The 18,498-nt window shown below is 36.5% G+C and carries 10 protein-coding genes; 3 read left to right on the top strand and 7 right to left on the bottom strand.

Annotated elements, in window-relative coordinates; genetic code table 11:
- Positions 1–75: 75 nt before the first annotated feature.
- The 6 genes from EZ449_RS21160 to EZ449_RS21135 form a co-directional block, all read right to left on the bottom strand.
- Positions 76–2,445, bottom strand: a complete 2,370-nt coding sequence (locus tag EZ449_RS21160; RefSeq protein ID WP_131562684.1) for an ABC transporter permease — start codon at positions 2,443–2,445, stop codon at positions 76–78.
- Between the two features lie 140 nt (positions 2,446–2,585).
- Entirely contained in the window at positions 2,586–4,964 is a 2,379-nt protein-coding gene (locus tag EZ449_RS21155; protein ID WP_131562683.1) for an ABC transporter permease, read from the bottom strand.
- A 141-nt stretch (positions 4,965–5,105) separates the two neighbouring features.
- Complete coding sequence (locus tag EZ449_RS21150; protein WP_131562681.1) at positions 5,106–7,493, bottom strand: ABC transporter permease; 2,388 nt, start codon at positions 7,491–7,493, stop codon at positions 5,106–5,108.
- 141 nt (positions 7,494–7,634) lie between these two features.
- Positions 7,635–10,004, bottom strand: a complete 2,370-nt coding sequence (locus EZ449_RS21145) for an FtsX-like permease family protein (RefSeq protein ID WP_131562679.1) — start codon at positions 10,002–10,004, stop codon at positions 7,635–7,637.
- A 276-nt stretch (positions 10,005–10,280) separates the two neighbouring features.
- Complete coding sequence (locus EZ449_RS21140) at positions 10,281–10,979, bottom strand: ABC transporter ATP-binding protein (protein WP_131562677.1); 699 nt, start codon at positions 10,977–10,979, stop codon at positions 10,281–10,283.
- Positions 10,980–11,135: 156 nt separating this feature from the next.
- A complete protein-coding gene (locus EZ449_RS21135) occupies positions 11,136–12,380 on the bottom strand; it encodes an efflux RND transporter periplasmic adaptor subunit (RefSeq protein ID WP_131562675.1) in 1,245 nt (414 codons plus the stop codon).
- A 306-nt stretch (positions 12,381–12,686) separates the two neighbouring features.
- On the opposite strand from EZ449_RS21135, the gene EZ449_RS21130 reads away from it, so the two are divergent.
- The 3 genes from EZ449_RS21130 to EZ449_RS21120 all read left to right on the top strand — a co-directional run bounded on the left by EZ449_RS21130 (position 12,687) and on the right by EZ449_RS21120 (position 18,229).
- Positions 12,687–14,096 (top strand): sigma-54-dependent transcriptional regulator, encoded by a 1,410-nt coding sequence (locus tag EZ449_RS21130; protein WP_131562674.1) that lies wholly within the window; start codon positions 12,687–12,689, stop codon positions 14,094–14,096.
- 90 nt (positions 14,097–14,186) lie between these two features.
- On the top strand, positions 14,187–15,545 hold the full coding sequence (locus tag EZ449_RS21125) for a sensor histidine kinase (RefSeq protein WP_131562672.1): 1,359 nt from the start codon (positions 14,187–14,189) through the stop codon (positions 15,543–15,545).
- A gap of 482 nt (positions 15,546–16,027) precedes the next feature.
- Entirely contained in the window at positions 16,028–18,229 is a 2,202-nt protein-coding gene (locus EZ449_RS21120; RefSeq protein WP_225872398.1) for a bifunctional alpha,alpha-trehalose-phosphate synthase (UDP-forming)/trehalose-phosphatase, read from the top strand.
- Here EZ449_RS21120 and EZ449_RS21115 read toward each other — a convergent pair.
- The coding region (locus EZ449_RS21115) for an IS66 family transposase (RefSeq protein ID WP_131561350.1) at positions 18,230–18,498 on the bottom strand (269 nt) is incomplete at its 5' end. It abuts the gene before it with no gap.

Genomic DNA, 18,498 nt, shown 5'->3' with positions numbered 1-18,498 from the left:
AAGGTTAAAAGGTTGAAGGCTGAAAGGTTTTGGGTGCTTAAGCCCTTTACCTTAAAACTTTCCAGCTTTCCGCCTTTATTCATATTTCAGTGCATCAATTGGATTTGCTTTTGCTACTTTTATAGATTGTATGCTTACGGTTAAAATGGCAATCAAAACCGAAATAACTATCGCCAATGAAAATGGCAAAAAAGATATGGCCACTCTGTATTCAAAAGCAGAAAGCCATTGATTAATAATGACATAAGCTAATGGAAAGGCTATTACATTAGCGATAGCCACTAGTTTAATAAAATCTTTGTTTAATAATGTAAGGATATTGCCTGTACTAGCGCCCAAAACTTTACGAATGCTGATTTCTTTTTTACGTTGCTCTGCCATAAATAAAGCCAGTCCAAGTAAACCAAGGCAAGAAATAAAGATGGCAAAACCACCAAACCAATTAGACAGTGTCCCTAATAATTTTTCGTTTTCAAATTTTTGCTCGAAAGATTGGTTTACAAATTCTCTATCAATAGGATAATCGGGATTGATTTCTTTTACAATTTCATCAATTTTTGATAACGATGCAGTAACATTTGCCGATGGATTTAACTTGAGCAAAATTACCGAAACATTATCTTTAAATGCCGAATACAATATCATCGGTTCTACCTTTTGAAAAGGATTATCAATCACAAAATCTTTCATTACGCCAACAATAACATTCTCTCCCGTATCCCATTTAATTTTTTTCCCGATAGGATTTTTCATCCCCATGGCTTTTATACCCGCCTCGTTAAATATTACACTATTGCTATCCTTTTCAAACTGTTTAGAAATGCTTCTGCCCTCAACCATTTTTGCACCAATGGTTTCCACAAAATCATAACCAATTGCCCTGTTGTTAAATAATACGCTGGTATTTGGGTTTTTACCAGGCCAACTAATTCCAGATGTGTTATTACCTCCATTACTAAGACTCATGCTTAAGGTAGAAACATTTGTAACCGCACCAGCTTTTACTAATCTTTCTCTCAATAAATTTATCTTTTGCAGATTTTTTAAATTTCCCTCTGCCGATAGCTGAACCAAACCATTACTATTGTAACCAAGTGGTTTGTTTTTGATGTAATTTAATTGCTGATAAATAACTGATGTACAAACAATTAAACATGAAGCGAATACAAACTGAAAAACCACTAAAACCTTTCTTACAGAAAATGCCGAGCCTGCCTTTATACTGAAACCTTTAAGCACTTTTACAGGCTCGAAAGAGGAAAGATAAAATGCAGGGTAACTACCTGCAATTAACCCAGTAAAAAGTATCAAACAAATTAGTGTTAGCCAATATCTCCAATCATTATATTGAATAATCAAATTGATATTTAGCAAATTGTTAAAATATGGCAGACTAATTTCTAGTAAAATGAAGGCTACAACTGTACCTATAAATGATAAAAGTGTACTTTCTAAAATAAATTGTGAGATAAGGGATTTTCTACTAGAGCCAATCGCTTTGCGAACGCCTACTTCTTTTGCTCTTTTTTCTGAACGAGATGTTGACAAGTTCATGAAGTTTACACAAGCAATTAACAAAATACAAATTGCCAACAGCAAAAATATTTTAAGCTGGCTTATCTTTCCTCCAACAGATTTTCCGTTTTCGAAATCGCCATATAAATGCCATTTACTTAAAGGATGTAAGAATAATTCATTTTCTTGGTCTTTATCCATCCGATGAAAAAGGTCTTTTATCGAAGTATTTACCTGCGCCAACGTGTTACTATTTTGCAATTGTACAACTGTTAAGCAAAAATTGCTTCCCCAACCTTGTTTCTTTGTCCATGTTTCTCTCTTTTCGTATAATTTCCATGGCATTAAATAATCAAACGTTAAGCTACTATTTTGGGGAATATCGTCTATTACTGCTTCAACTTTTAGCGGTTCCAGATTATCCAGCTTAACTATTTTATTGATGGAAGAATGGTTGCCAAACAGTTTTTTCGCCAATGATTTGGTTAAAATAACGGTGTTAATATTTTGCAAAATATTATCAGAAGTTCCATCTATAAAATCAAAATCGAATATTTTTAAATAAGCAGGGTCTACAAACATGCCCTTATTTTTAAGTTTGTTCTCTCCATTGCCAATCAAAAGCGAAATAGGATAAGAACTGCGGGCACTATTACTTACGCCAGTAACATTTTCTTTTAATTCTTGAGAAAGTAAACCTGGAGTCCAAGCCCAACTAAAAGTTTTACCATTCGCCTTCATATTAGTGTAGGCTATATAAGTCGATTTGTAATTTTTATATTGTTTATCGTAGCCGAATTCATATACTACATACAACAACAAAATCATACAACTTGCCAAGCCAATGGCTAAGCCACCAATATTTATAAGCGAGAAACCTTTGTTTTTCCAAAGGTTCCGCAACGCGATTTTTAAGTTTAATCGAAACATACAGCCCCTCCTAAATCCTCCCCAGTAGGGAGGACTTTTTGTTTGTGGTCAAAAAAGTTTGTTTGTGCTATCATTATTGTAAATTATTTAGGTCTGCTCCTTGCACTCCTCCCCTCTGGGGAGGTTGGGTGGGGCTTCATTTATTCATATTTAAGTGCATCAACAGGATTAGCTTTTGCAGTTTTGTAAGCTTGAAAACTTACGGTAATTAATGCCATTGATAACGTTCCTAATGCCGCAACAGGAATTATCCACCAACTTATCTCTGTATGGAATTCGAAATTATTGAGCCATTTCCCCATCGCAAAATAGCTTATCGGCACCGCGACAATAATGGCGGCTACAATCATTTTAATAAATGAAAGTGATAGCAACTGCATCAAATTCGCAACCGATGCGCCAAGCACTTTCCGAACACCAAACTCCTTAGTTCTTTGCTCTGCACTGTAAGCAACCAAGCCAAATAAACCTAAACAAGAGACGAAAATTGCCAATCCGCCGAAAAGGTTAGAAAGAATGCCCAATGTTTTTTCTGATTTATATTTCTCCTGATATAATGAGTTGATGAATGTAATTTCAGTTGGATACGCAGGATTAAAGGCTTTGGTAATTTTATTAATGGTTTCGATGTTGCTTTGTAAATTATTTGAATTATTAAGGCGCATGGTAATTACACCTGTTTGTCCTGTAGTTAAATATACAACCTGCGGATTATTCGATTTGTAAGGCGAATCCCAAACATAATCATCGAAAACACCTACTATGTGTGCGTTTGAACCAAAAACAATAACTTTTTTCCCAATGGGGTTTTTGTAGCCAAATACTTTTACAGCCGAGGCGCTAACCATAACCGCACTCGTATCTGAAGCAAAGTTCTTAGAGAAATCTCTTCCCTGCAATAATTTAATTCCGTTGGTTTTGATGAAATCGTAAGAAGTGGCTACCTGATTAAACATTACCGTATTTTGAGGATTAGTCATCCCATCCCACTTCATATCCATAAAATTACGCCCACGGTGAGATAGACTAACCGACGATTGGTACATCGAAGTAACGGCACCCGATTTTAGCATTTCAGTTTTGAACAAATCGAATTTGGTTTTCAATTCACCATCCTGGGGGATTTCGACCAATGCATTTACATCAAAGCCTACAGGTTTATTTTTAATGTATTGAATTTGGCGATAGATAACCAGGGTTGAAATGATGAGGATGATAGCAAAACAAAACTGACCAATAACCAAAACCTGCCTTAAGCTGACGGTTAAAATGCCTCTTGATTTAATATTCCTTTTTAATGTTTGGATCGGGTTAAAAGATGATAAATAAAAGGCCGGATAACTTCCTGCGATTAAACCTGTGGCAATTACTATACCTAAAATCCCAATCCAGCTTGCTGTATTGAAATACGAAATGCCCAAATTAATGTTTAAAAGTCCGTTAAATGCGGGAAGACAGATTTCGAGTAAGGCAATTGCCATTACAACAGCAACCAATGTAAGCACCATCGATTCGGTTAAAAACTGGAAAATTAATGAAGTTCGGTTTGCACCAATCGTTTTCTTGATTCCAACTTCTTTAGCTCGCTTCTCTGATTTGGCTGTAGCCATATTCATGAAATTGATGCAGGCGATTAATAATATCCCAAATGCCAAACCCATAAAAAGCCAGATTTGCTCAATATCTCCTCCTGCAGGTTTGCCATTCTCGAACTTGCCAAACAAGTGCAATTTGCTCGTCTGATAAAGAAAATGCGGTTGCGATTGCGGGGTTTGTGGAGTATTTGCCTTTACCAAAGCCTCGACCTTACGGTTCACCAAATCAATGTTCGCATCAGGATTTAGCGAAACCATGGTTACGAAACTGTAATTGTTCCAGTTCAATTCTTTGGCACTCGGGTCTACTATTTCATAGAACGACCATGGCATTAAGAAATCAAAACGGTTCGAGCTATTTTCAGGCAAATCTTTAACGACTCCTGTAATGGTTAGATTTTCTTTATCCTGATAACGAACTGATTTGCTCAGCACATCAACGGTTCCAAATAAGGTTTTTGCTGTACTCTCTGTTAAAATAACTGATAGCGGGTTCTGTAAAGCCGTTTTTGGGTCGCCTGAAATGAATTGATAATCATACATTTTAAGTATATCAGGTTCCGCAAACTTCGAATCTTTTTTATAGCTATTTTGGCCGTTGGCAATTAAGCTTTTTTTGCCGTAATCCATGCGAGCTACGTATTTCACCTCTGGCAAATTTTGTTTTAAAAGCGGGCCTAAAGCTGTTGTAGAACCATTAAAAGTTCCTGCAATTTTATTTCCCTCGCCAGGTACATTCGTCATGGCCATATAAACGTTTTTCCAATTTTTGGCTTGCTTATCGAAATTCCATTCGTAAGAAACATACAGCAAAAGCATTAAGCAAGCAGCTAAACCAATGGCCAAACCAATTACATTGATGAAAGAAGAAGTTTTGTTCTTCCAAAGGTTTCGCAAAGCGATTTTTAAGTTTAATTTGAACATAAAGCCCCTCCTAAATCCTCCCCAGTAGGGAGGACTTTTTGTTTGTGGTTAAAAAATTATTTTCTACTAATATTATCATTCGGTTCAAAAGGTATAAAACTCTGCAGCTCCTCCCCTCTGGGAGGCTGGATGGGGCTTCTTTTATTCGTATTTCAAAGCATCAACAGGGTTCGCTTTTACAGCTTTTTTCGCCTGGATACTAACAGTGATTACCGTTAATAAAATGGTGATTAAAGCACTGCTCACAAAAGGCATAGCAGGCAAATCAATTCTATAGGCAAAGGTTTCGAGCCATTTTTTTGTTAAGATGTAAGCTATTGGCCATGAAATCACGTTAGCGATAAGCACCATAATAAAAAATGAACTGTTTATCAGCTTAAAGATTTGAACATCACTTGCACCCAAAATCTTGCGAACGGCGATTTCTTTAATCCTGCCGTTGGTGATGTATTTTGCAAAGGCAAAAAGACCTAAAATAGCAATGAAAATTGTTAGCAAAGCCGCAGCGAAAAATACCGACTGCAGCTGTTCTTGTTTTTTAAAGAGTTTTCCATAAAGTTCGTCTAAAAACTCATACCTGAAATCTTCGCCATCTTTTGGATTGATTTGAGGCCATTGCGCTTTCAAAGCTGCCAAAGCGTCAGCCATTTTGTTCTCCTCAATTTTCAGCAAAATTTGCGTTTTATAACTTCCACAAGGATCCTTAATCGTGTAAATAGTTGGTTGTACAATACTTTCGAAGCCTTGAGTTTTAAAATCCTTAATCACACCAACTATTTTATAATCGATACCGCATCCCCTAATGGTTTGTCCTACGGGATTTTTTATGCTATATTTTGCTACTGCACTTTCATTTATTATAGCAGAGTTAATGGTGTCAGTTTTAAATGTATTTAAAAAAAAACGCCCCTCTTTTAGTTTGATATCGAGCGTTTCAAAATAATCGAAATCAACATTTACGAAATCAATATTTGCTTTAGAAGCATTTACTTCATAACTATTTATTCCATTTTGACCTCCAGGAATGAAACTAGCAACGGTAGCAGATTTTATACCTGGAATTTTAAGTAACCGATCTCTCACAGGATTAAAACTTACCGAACCAAATTTTACAGGATTGTTAAAAAGGGTTAGATTTTTTATGTAAACTACTTGACTTGAATTAAAACCAACATCCTGGCTTCGCATGTATTTTAGTTGTGAGTTGATAATCAACAGACCAATAATAAAAACAACTGCAATACAGAACTGAAAAACCAATAAGCCATTTCGCAACCAAGAATTTTGTTTGCTGGTAGAAAAATTTCCTTTTAATACCAGCGCTGGTTTAAAGCCAGATAAAACCATTGCTGGGTAAATACCTGCTATTAAGGTGATAAGAGATAGAATTAATGGGAGTTGCCAAATCAAATCGCTATCAACTTGCCAAATAGACAAGCCAACTTGAAAAAGATTATTAAAGTATGGTAATACTAATTCTGCCAAAATCAAAGCCAAAATTGTAGCTACAAAACATTGTATAAATATTTCAGTAAGAAATTGAAGCGTAAGTTGTGAACGATAAGCGCCCATTACTTTTTTAACACCTACTTCTTTTGCTCTGTTAGCGGCTTGCGCAATACTTAAATTAGTAAAATTAATACAAGCGATAACCAGAATCAAAAACCCAAGGACGGAAAGTGCTATCAAGGTTTTATAAGGCATATCATTCCCCGCTTTCGGCCGCAAATGCAAATTTGATAGTGGATCCAAAAAAGTAGAAATGGCTTTTAATTCAGCTGTTGATTTTTTACTGGTGTTATTCTTTAATAATTCATACCTGTATAAATCCGTAATCTTCTTTTCAAGATTGGCTACATTCACGTTGGGTTTCAGCTTAAGAAAGATAGAATAATCGTTCATATCATAATTATCATGCTCGCCAAGTTCTGCAGCCAAAGAAATCCCATCAAAAACAAAGTTTGAGTGCTCGTTACTCCTAATCGAGCCAGCTACAACAACAGTTATCCCAGAATTGCTTGCTCCATAACCCACCATTTCAGGCTTGTTATCTTTTTTATCGGGGAAAAGCGTCTGCATGCTCTCCTTACTTAGATAATTAAGTCGTTCTACCTCTCCAGATGGTTTTGTTAGTCCATTTTCTGGCTGTATGTTAAGGATTTTGGCTGCATTATAATCCACAGCCAATATATTCTTAGTAAAAAGTGTATTCTTCCCATTTTTTATGGTTAACTCAAAAGAACCTTCTTTTATTAAACCAACCGACTCCACTTCAGGGTATGTCTGTTTGATCGCTTTCGCAAATGGAGCCGCTATATAATTGGTTTTAAATTCAGGATATGAAACGCCAACTACATAAACATTTTTATAATTCGGATTGGATTTATCAAAACTCGTTTCATAGGTAAAATACATCGTCACTAAAATAAAAGCAGCCAAAGCAATAGCTAAACCACCAACATTAATTGCAGTAATACCTCTGTTTCTCCACAGGTTTCGCAATGCGATTTTTAAGTTAAGTCTGAACATAAAGCCCCTCCTAAATCCTCCCCAATAGGGAGGACTTTTGTTTGTGGTTAAAAAATTTCATTTCTACTAACATTACTTGTTCGGTTCAAAAGGTATAAAACTTTGCAGCTCCTCCCCTCTGGGGAGGTTGGGTGGGGCTCTTTATTCGTATTTCAATGCATCAATTGGATTCGCTTTTGCCACTTTTACAGATTGTATGCTTACCGTTAAGACAGCAATTATAACCGAGATTACAACAGCCAAAAGAAATGGGATAAACGATATCGCTACTCGATATTCAAAAGCAGAAAGCCATTGATTAATAATGATATAAGCTAAAGGAAAGGCAATTACATTTGCGATGGCTACTAATTTTATAAAATCTTTATTTAAAAGTGTAAGGATATTTGCTGTGCTTGCACCTAAAACCTTACGGATGCTGATTTCTTTTTTTCGCTGCTCGGCCATGAAAAGCGCCAACCCCAATAAACCTAAGCAGGAAATGAAAATGGCAAAACCACCAAACCAATTAGATAGTGTGCCTAACAATTTTTCATCTTGAAATTTTACTTCGAAAGATTCATTAACAAATTTTCGGTTAACAGGATAATTAGGCTCTATCCCTTTTACCAACTCATCAATTTTAGCTAATGATGAACTTATATTTTGATTAGGATTTAAACGGGCGATAATCATATTGGCATTGTCGTTGGTTCCTAAATGAAAAATCATCGGGGCAACCTTTTGATAGGCACTTTCTACCACAAAATCTTTAACTATCCCAACAACAGTTAACCTGAAACCCCAAAAAGTAATGATTTTGCCTATCGGATTTTTTAACCGCATCATTTTCACTGCGGCTTCATTCAGCAATACATTGCTTGTATCATTCGGGAATTTCGGAGAAAATTCCCTCCCACTGATCATTTCAGTACCCATAGTTTTGATAAAATCATAACCTATTCCTCTATGGTTAAATGAAATCATTTCCTTTGGATTTTTACCATCCCATTGAACATCGGTTGTATTATTTCCACCCTCGGTAACATCCGAACTAAAGAATGTTACATCTGTTGCTGCGCCAGATTTTATCATCTGGGTTTTAAATAATTCAATTTTACCTTTATCCCTCACTTTGCCATCAACTGCTATTTGTATTAAGTTGGCCTGGTTATAACCAATAGGTTTGTTTTTAACATAATTTAATTGTTGATAAATCACTGCAGTACAAACAATTAAGCAAGCTGCAAATACAAACTGTCCAACCACCAGTACTTTCCTTACAGAAACTGATGAATCTGTTTTAATCTTGAAACCTTTTAATACTTTAATCGGGTCAAAAGAAGAAAGGTATAATGCAGGATAACTACCAGCAATAAAACCTGTAAAAATCATTAACGCTAAAAGCGTAAACCAAAAATTAACATTGCTATAATCAATTTGCAAAGAGATGTTTAACAAATTATTAAAGTATGGCAAGCTCGCTTCAACTAAAATAAAAGCTAAAACGGTAGAGATAAATGTGATGAGTAATGATTCTGAAAAAAACTGACTAATTAAAGATTTACGAGTTGAGCCGATTGCTTTACGAACGCCAACTTCCTTGGCTCTACCCTCAGAACGGGCAGTTGACAAATTCATGAAGTTTACGCAAGCAATTAATAAAATACAAAAGGCCAATAACAAGAAAATTTTAAGTTGGTCTATTTTGCCTCCTACAGATTTCCCATTTTCAAAATCGGCATATAGATGCCACTTAGTTAAAGGGTGCAATAACGCCTTTGCGGTATTATCCTTTTGATTGCGTTGGTAAATCCCATTCATTAATCCGTTGGCCTCCGTAAAAAACTTATTGTCTTGGAGTTGGACAAGTGTTAAACACATATTATTACCCCAATTGCCCTCTTTAGCCCAAGATTCCGTTTTTTCAAACAATGCCCATGGCATTATACAATCAAATTTTATACTGCTATTGGCAGGCGCATCCTCCACAACGGCTTCAACTTTTAAAACATCCTGATTTTCTAATTTTACTATTTTATTAATGGGGTCTTCATTTCCAAATAATTTTTCGGCAAAAGATTTGGTAAGGATTATGGTATTAACATCTTTTAAAACCTGCCGAGAATTTCCTTTAATGAACTTATAATCTAAGATTTTAATAAAATTTTGGTCAGCAAAAACAGCTTTACTTCCTAACTTATTCTCGCCAACTGTAATCAGTTTTGCCCTTGGATAAGTAGAATGTGATGCATACTTAACGCCTGGAATTTTTTCTTGCACTTCTCTAGCCATTACATTAGGTGTCCATGACCAGCTAAATGTTTTACCATTTGCTACTACACTTTGATAAACTACATACGTTTTATCATTATTCGCAAATTGTTTATCATAACTCCATTCATATGATACGTAAATTAGCAAAATCAAGCAGCTGGCTAAACCTATAGCTAATCCTCCAATATTTATCAAAGAGAATCCCTTGTTTTTCCAAAGATTTCGCAACGCGATTTTTAAGTTTAATTTGAACATACTGTAGTATCAAGTATTTAGTAATCTCTCCCCCCGTCCTCTCCTTGAAGAGAGGGAGCTGGAAGTGCTGTTTTGTGATTTTGTGCTTAATCAAGACCAGGCAAATCGCTTTGGTCTTTCTGCTTTTAGTCTTTTGTTTTTTTTAAGCGCCTTTACCAAATCTTCCCATCCAGGAAGATTTCGGTAGGCTATCATTAACTAAAACTAAAATTTTTAAATGGGCTGTTTCATTTATACGTTTGTAGCTCCTCCCCTTTGGGGAGGCTGGATGGGGAACTAAATCAATTCCTCGTTCCTACTTTTATTTATCTTTTCCGAGATCACATGACCATCTTTCAGGTTGATAATTCTGTTTGAGAAACTTGCATCATGGCTCGAGTGCGTAACCATTACGATGGTTGTTCCCGTTTCGTTCAATTCGCAAAGCAACTCCATTACTTCGTTACCGTGTGAACTATCAAGATTACCTGTCGGCTCATCTGCTAAAACTAATTTAGGTTTGGTAACCAAAGCCCTTGCTACTGCAACACGCTGCTGCTGACCACCCGAAAGTTGTTGCGGAAAGTGACCGCTACGGTTTACAATATTCATTCTTTCGATGATTTCGTTAACCAGTTTCTTACGTTCTGCCGTAGGGATTTTGTTGTAAATTAATGGTAATTCGATGTTTTCGAAAACCGTTAATTCATCAATTAGGTTGAAATTCTGGAAAACAAATCCCATATTTCTTTTACGGAAATTAGAGCGTTCTCTATCGTTTAAGGTTAAAAGTTCAGTATCGATGAACTTGTAACTGCCACTTTCAGGTTTATCTAATAAACCCATTACGTTTAACAAAGTAGATTTTCCGCAGCCTGATGGCCCCATGATGGAAACGAATTCGCCCTCTTTTACATGAAGATTAATTCCGTTTAGCGCAGTAGTTTCTACTTCTTCAGTTTTGTAAACTTTTTCCAGATTTTCTATTCTAATCATAGCTTTATAGTATCAAGTATTTGGCCCCACCCAACCCTCCCCAGCAGGGAGGGCTTTTGGGATTGTGCTTATTAAATTTATTTATGCTAATATTTTAGCTTGTTCGTATTATTTTCGCCTTGCTCTCCTCCCCTCTGGGGAGGTTGGGAGGGGCTTTTACTTACTTATCTCCACTTGGTCGTATTGGTTAAATTGGTCGTAAGATGAGGTGATTACTTCATCGCCTTTCTGCAAACCATCCAATATTTCGTAATACAAGTAATTTTTTCTTCCAATTTTGACGTTTTTCTTGGTTGCTTTACCATTGTTTACCACAAATACCCACGAACCGCCCGTACTTTGGAAAAACTGACCTTGAGCAAGTAGTAAAGATTTGCTGTTATCAGATAAGGTAAGTTTGGTTTGAAGTGATAAACCGCGACGCAGACCATCAGGAGCAGCACCTTTAAATACCATTTCAACCTGAAACTGACCTGCCGTAACCTCTGGAATAACTTTGCTAACGGTTAGATTATAAGTTTTTCCATTGAACTCACAGGTTGAAGTTTGCCCCTCTTTTACGCGATTGATATAATATTCATCAACTCCAGCCTGCAATTTATAGCCTTGTAACACATCAATTTTCCCAATCATTTCGTTTGAGTTGTAAGATTTACCAATTACAGGGTCGTAAGATGAAAGCTTGCCTGATACAGGTGCTTTGATGGTCATGTTTTCGATATTCTTACGTATCATTTCCAAACTTTCGTTCATCTGCCCCATCGATTGATCGATTTGTGCAAGCTGCATTTTTCTGCTTTGGTTTTCTTGTTTAATCGCCTGACGAACAATTTTAAGTTTACCTTGGTAATATTCGTAATCCTGACTCGATTTATTAAATTCCTGTAGCGTAATTACTTTTTTGCTAAATAGATTACTATCTAAGCGATACTGACGGGATGCAGTTCTTAGGCTATTTTCGACATCCAAAACATCCTGATTTAAAACCCTTTGATTTTGTTCTAAATCCAATCTCGATTTGCGTAACTGATTGATTTGCTCTGTTGCCGCCGTTTGGCTTGAGGTGTAACTCAACATGGCGTTTGAATTGGAGATTCTTAATAATGGCGTTCCTTTTACAACAGATGCGCCGTTTTCAGTGAAGATTTCGGCAACTGTTCCACCCTCTGATGAACTTACAATTACAGAAGTTAAGGGAACAACGCTTGCATTTAATAGAACTACATCTTCAAAATCGCCGTATTCTACTTTGCTAATGGTTAATTTTTCGGCATCGGCACTATATGTTTTCTTAAGTGATAAGGTATAGCCATAAATTACAACTGCTACGAAAGCAATTGCGCCACCTATCATTATTAAGGTTTTGGTGCTAAATCTTTTCTTCTCTATCTTTTTGTCCATTGTTCGGTTGTACTGTTTGATTTCCCTATTAACCAAGCTTGTGCCAAACCAACAAAACACATTTAAAACATTAATAATCAAACATTTAAAAGTTTTTATAATTTTAAGCTGTTCATTTTCGAACAGTTTATGTGCGGGAGCGGACAGTTTGAGTAAATTTACCCCCCAGCCCCCTAAACGGGGAGCTACAGACGAGATGGAAAGACCAGATTCAAGACAACTCAAAATAAATACTATACAATTTAAATGAGAATATCGCTAGATTATGGATATAGAAAGGGAGCTCCCCTTTAGGAGCTGGGGCTTATGAACGATAGAAAGGAAAACTCCCCTTTAGGGGCTGGGGGTTTAGACGCCACAGTTTTAATCATCGATGATGATGACGATATCCTTTTAAGTGCCCGCTTGTTTTTAAAACAGCAGGTTAAGCAAGTGATTACCTGCAAATCGCCTAAGGAAATTAATGTGCTGTTGAGCAAAAACGAAGTTGATATCATTCTGCTCGACATGAATTACCAAAAAGGTGCAAGCGATGGTCGTGAGGGTTTATATTGGTTGGAACATATTTTATCTATAGATAAAGATTATGTAGTGATCCTCATGACAGCCTTTGGAAACGTGGAGCTTGCTGTTAAAGCCATTAAAAAAGGTGCTACAGATTTTATCCTCAAACCCTGGGAAAATGAAAAACTTTTCGCCACCATTTCCGCAGCTTCAAAACTTCGCGAATCGACAAGAAAAGTAAAGAAACTAGAGAAAATACATACTTCGTTACATAAAGATATGACTCGTGGTTTCGAGCACATTGTTGGCGAGGCTGATGGAATAAAACAACTTCAAAATACATTATTAAAAGTCGCCCCAACCGACGCTAATGTTTTGATTTTAGGAGAAAACGGAACAGGAAAGCAGGTTTTCGCTTATGAAATTCATGGCAATTCGCAGCGCAAAAATCAGGTTTTCATGCACGTCGATTTAGGTTCTTTGAATGAAAATCTTTTTGAAAGTGAGCTTTTTGGTTATGCAAAAGGAGCTTTTACTGATGCAAAAGAGGATAAACCTGGCCGTTTTGAGCTTGCTGATGGCGGAACAATCTTTCTAGATGAAATTGGAAACCTCACCTTGCCCCTACAAGCAAAATTATTGAGCGTTCTACAAAACCGAACAGTTACCCGTCTCGGAGAAAGTAAAGAACGCAAGGTAAATGTTCGATTAATCACAGCTACCAATATGCCTTTAAACGAAATGGTGGCTAAAAATACTTTCAGACAAGATTTGCTTTTCCGAATTAACACAGTTGAATTACTGTTGCCACCTTTACGAAAACGTGGTAGAGACATTTTGCTTTTGGCCAATCATTTTATGCAAGTTTTCAGTTCGAAATATCATAAAGAAACCCGAAGTTTAAGCCATAAAGCTGAAGATGTTCTGCTGAATTATAAGTGGCCAGGAAATGTTCGTGAACTACAACACGTTTTAGAACGTGCCGTAATCATGAGCGATGGAAATGAAATCACGGAAGAAGATTTGCAACTAAGTCCGCAGCGCTTTAACCAAAACAATACAATGCCCGATGAAATGGCACTTGGCGATATGGAGAAAATGATGGTGCAAAAAGCCATTGATAAACACAAAGGAAATATATCAAAGGCAGCGGCAGAACTGGGTTTAACCAGGGCAGCTTTATACAGGAGAATAGAGAAATTCGGGATTTGAGCTGAAAGCGAAAAGCATAAAAACTAAAGCTGTATTTCTCTTTGGTCTTTGTGCTTTGGTCTTTTACCTTTAGTCTTTTAGCTTAAAAACATGTTTTACAAACGCTTTACTTTTCGTTTAATATCCCGATTGGTCCTCATTAACTTGCTGGGCTACCTGTTATTTTACCTCATTAAAAACACTCAACTGTGGTTCACTATTATTGGTGTGAGCTTGATTTTATTGGGTTCGATTATTTCACTTTACTATTATATCAATGAAATCCGTTCGGATATAAAGCGCTTTATTTTGGCAGTAAAAACCCGCGACCATACCCTAAATTTTAAGAATAAGGCAACCAAAGGAAGTTTCCCTGAACTTTATGAATCATTTGGAGAGATTCTTCAGGTGCACAAGCAAATAAGATTGGAACAAGAAGCGATGTTCCAATTAATTAAAACCATTTTAGAGCAGGTTCCTGTTGGTGTAATCGTAGTCAACAATACAAAAACTGCTCAGGATAATGAGGAAATCGCCTTTTTCAATCAAGCGGCATCGAATTTGTTGGGTGTTCCTGCGTACAAATATTGGCATCGCTTACAACAACACTTACCAAATTTTGCTAATGAGGTCGACCAGATTTCTTCTGGAGGAAAACGTTTTTTGGAACTTAAAATTCAGGACAAACTGATTCAATTATCAACTGAAGTGATTCCTTTAAATCTTTATGGAAAAAATTACACCATTATTAGTTTCCAAAATATAAAGGATGAAATCGAGCAAAAAGAAACCGAAGCGTGGAATAGGTTAATCGGGGTAATTTCTCATGAGATATTAAATTCTATTACACCAATCAGCTCATTATCCGATACGATAAACAGCATGGTAACCGATAAGGAAAATCTAGACCAGGATGAAATGGAAGATTTAAAAACAGCCTTACAAACCATCAAAAGGCGTTCTGCAGGACTTTTAGATTTTGTAAAAGACTATAGATTAATTGCCGAGTTACCAACGCCAAACCTTGAATCGCATACCATTGGTGAAATTTTAAAGCACATTAAAGTATTGATGCAACCTTTCGCCAAAGTTAGAAACGTGGTGTTAGATGTAGAACAAACTTCGTCGAAAATTACCATTCAGCTCGATTTAAAACTGGTTGAACAAGTACTTATCAACCTCATTACAAACAGCATTTATTCTGTCGAAGAAAATGAAAATCCACATATTTTAGTCAGCTACCGCCTGGAAAACACCAAACTTTATATCGATGTAACCGATAACGGAAAAGGAATCGAACCTACAGACTTGGAGAAAATCTTCGTTCCGTTTTACACTACACGCAAAAATGGTTCGGGCATTGGTTTAACGATTAGTCGCAACATTATGAAAATGCACCGCGGAAGTATTGAAGTGATTTCAACCCCAAACGAGCAGACAACTTTTTCGCTGTTGTTTAATTACGTCTAATTTTTTTAACCACAAATTTTCACAGATGAACACAGATTTTAACGATTTTCCTCAATTAGAACGTTGAGTAACTGGCTCTAAAACCTCACAAACCTTTGCGAAGAACGCCGTCAATCCCAAGAGCCAGGAAATCAAAAAAACAGTTGCAGTCCAGTACCTTTTGCATTCCCAAACATTAAACGCAGTGGTTTTGTGGTTAATGTTCCTACTAACTTTCAATTAGAACTTCCGAACAAAACAAAGTGCCTTTGTTTTGTTGATGTGCATGGGTTGTGTGGAGGCTCCTAGCTGGATTGACAAGCATTTTTGCATACTTTTGATGCGTCAAAAGTTTGATGCCTTGCGGCATAGAGCAAAAAAAATACACAAGAATCAGCTAAAATCAATATTTCTTAAAATCATTTCAATGTTTCTTTTGAAACAAAATCGAAACAAAAACTGTTTAAATGGCTTTTATTTATGTGGATACATCAAATACAAGCATGAAGACAGTTATAATATCGAACAGACTACCCGTTAAAATTATCGAAGAAAACAACGAATACATCTATATTCCAAGCGAGGGTGGATTGGCCACAGGACTTGGCGACGTTTACAAAAATGGAAACTCCGTTTGGGTGGGTTGGCCAGGAATAGAAGTACCCGAACATCGTCAAGAAGAGGTTATTCAGAAACTTTCAGAACTCAATCTCTACCCCGTTTTCCTTACACAAGAAGAAATCAATTTATACTACGAGGGCTTTTCAAACGAAGTTTTATGGCCCGTTTTTCACTATCTCGTAACTTACGCCCATTACGAACAAAGTTATTGGGATTCATACAAATCTGTTAACGAAAAATTTGCCAAAAGTGCAATGAAAGTGCTCAACAGAAGCGATAAAATTTGGATTCAAGATTACCAGCTACTCCTTTTACCTGGAATTTTACGAGAAAAACTACCTAACTCTACCATTGGATTTTTCCAGCACATCCCCTTTCCATCTTACGAAATATTTAGGTTAATTCCTTGGAGGGAAGAGCTACTAAACGGACTTATTGGAGCAGATTTAATCGGCTTCCATACCTTTGACGATGTTCGGCATTTCATCAGCACGGCTACGCGTTTATTACCCGTAAATTCATCATCAAATGTGCTTACCAGCAACGAGCGTCAAATTGTTGTTGAGGCATTTCCAATGGGAATTGATTTTGAAAAATTCTCTGGTCTCACCTCAACCATTGAGGTAAAAAAAGAGGTTGACTATTTTAGAGGTGGTAAAGAGGATATGAAAATCATTCTTTCCATCGATAGATTGGATTACAGCAAGGGGATTTTAGAACGACTAAAAGCAATGGAACTTCTTTTGCAAATCCATCCGGAATACATTGGTAAAATTGAACTTTTTATGATTGTGGTTCCATCGAGAGACAACGTTCCACAATACAGCGACCTCCGGGACCAAATTGACCAATTTGTAGGGAATTTGAATGCCCGTTATCGTTCCATGAACTGGATTCCTGTCAATTATTTTTATCGCTCATTCCCTATTGAAGTTTTATCAGCGCTTTATTCATCCGCCGATATTTGCCTAGTTACGCCCATGCGTGATGGCATGAATTTGGTCAGCAAGGAATACGTGGCCAGTAGGAATGAAAACGATGGTGTTTTAATTCTTAGTGAAATGGCTGGAGCATCAAAAGAACTTACTGATGCACTAATTGTAAACCCAAACAACTTGGGCGATATTATGGCGGCAATTGTTGTAGCCTTGAATATGCCTTTGGAAGAACAACAGCAGCGCATGAAAGCCATGCGGGCAACTATTGAAAAATTCAATGTTAAACATTGGGTCAATAATTTTATTTTAAGATTAAACGAAGTGAAAGATTCTCAAAAATCATTATTAACAAAACATGCGGTAAATTCCATTAACGAATTTATTGCCACAAAATATGCACAAACCAATGATAGGGTCCTGTTTTTGGATTATGATGGAACATTGGTAGATTTTACAGGAAATATTGACGATGCATCTCCAGACCCTGAATTATATGATTTAATTGAAAACCTAGTGCTTGATAAGGCAAACAAAGTTGTTATTATTAGCGGCAGGAGAAATGAAACCCTCGAGAGTTGGTTTGGCCATTTGAAAGTAGATCTTATAGCAGAGCATGGCGCTTGGCAAAAATCGTATGGAGATAAATGGAATAGCTTGCCCTTACTTACCGATCAATGGAAACACGAGATAAAATCACAGCTGGAAACCTATACAGATAGAACTCCAGGATCTTTTATCGAAGAAAAAAGCTATTCTTTAGTTTGGCATTATCGCAAGGCGGAAGAAGGTTTGGGAGAATTAAGAGCAAATGAAATTGTAAGTCACATGAAAATTTTGGCTGCCGATAAAGGTTTACAACTGATGCCAGGGAACAAAGTAATCGAGTTTAAAAATATGGAAGTGAATAAAGGAAAAGCTGCCTTAAACTGGTTATACGATAAAAATCCTGATTTTATTTTAGCCCTTGGCGATGATCATACTGATGAGGATATTTTTAAGGTGCTGCCTGATGATGCTTTTACAATTAAGGTTGGCAACAATATTTCGGAAGCAAAATATTATTTAAATGATTATAAGGAAGTTAGAAAACTACTATGGAGTTTGGTTAAAGAAGAATTGTATGCAGCCTATAAAGTGCATATTTGATTATCCACCTATATTTTTAAAGTTCTGTGGATACAGGTCCTTAATTTTCTTGTGGTTTATTGACATTATATTTTCCAGTGTGTATTTAAGCCACTTGTATGGATTCACCTGATGCTTCTTGCAGATCGCAAAGAAAGAATAGATCATTGCTGATCTTTGCGCTGCTTCGTGGCTTCCGGCGAAGAGATAGTTTTTCCTGCCCAGGCTCACCGGTCTTATTGCATTTTCTACCAGGTTGTTGTCGATTTGAAGGCTGCCATCATAAAGGT

This window comes from Pedobacter frigidisoli (assembly GCF_004331675.1).
Classification (GTDB): Bacteria; Bacteroidota; Bacteroidia; order Sphingobacteriales; family Sphingobacteriaceae; genus Pedobacter; species Pedobacter frigidisoli.
This window is presented reverse-complemented; position numbering and strand designations above follow the sequence as displayed.